This window comes from Actinomadura napierensis, assembly GCF_039529375.1.
GTDB lineage: Bacteria > Actinomycetota > Actinomycetes > Streptosporangiales > Streptosporangiaceae > Spirillospora > Spirillospora napierensis.
Window position 1 is genome coordinate 1 of sequence record NZ_BAAAMR010000373.1, and the last position, 581, is coordinate 581.

Annotated in this window: 1 protein-coding gene; it reads left to right on the top strand. The window is 43.4% G+C overall.

Features of this window, described 5'->3' with window-relative positions; translation table 11 throughout:
- Positions 1-581 (top strand): flavin reductase family protein (locus ABD296_RS49990; protein ID WP_407061603.1); only part of this gene is annotated, 581 nt, incomplete at both ends.

Genomic DNA, 581 nt, shown 5'->3' on the forward strand with positions numbered 1-581 from the left:
TTCACAGCCACAAGGTGATTTCACTTTGCATCAAGGCCAGCAGCCTGCAATTTTAATTGCCTCAGGAAGTGGCGTTACTGCAATTTATTCACTCTTGCAGCAAGCTTTGAAACAGCAGCTTGAACAAATCCATGTCATTTATTTTAATCGTGCGGAAATTTTTCATGCTGAATTAAAAGCTTTGGCAGAGCAGTACCCACAGCTTCAATATCATTTTTTTAATACTACCGAGCAAAAGCAGCATTTAACTGAAAGCCTGCTACAAAAGCTTGTTCCTGACTTTGAGCAGACCGCAACCTATGTGTGTGGTCATCACGGCATGATGCAGCAGGCAAATGAAATTTATACCCAAAAAGGTGCTCAGTCTCAGCTTCACCAAGAATATTTCCAACCACTTCAAGTGACTGGTACACATGCAGCACAGCCTGTTATTTTCCGCCGTGCCCAACACGAGTTTTTAGCTGAAACAAATTTACTGAGCAGTGCAGAGCAAGCAGGACTACGTCCGCAACATGGCTGCCGTATGGGTGTCTGCAATAAATGTAGCTGCACCAAAGTAAGCGGAGTTACTCAAAACCTAT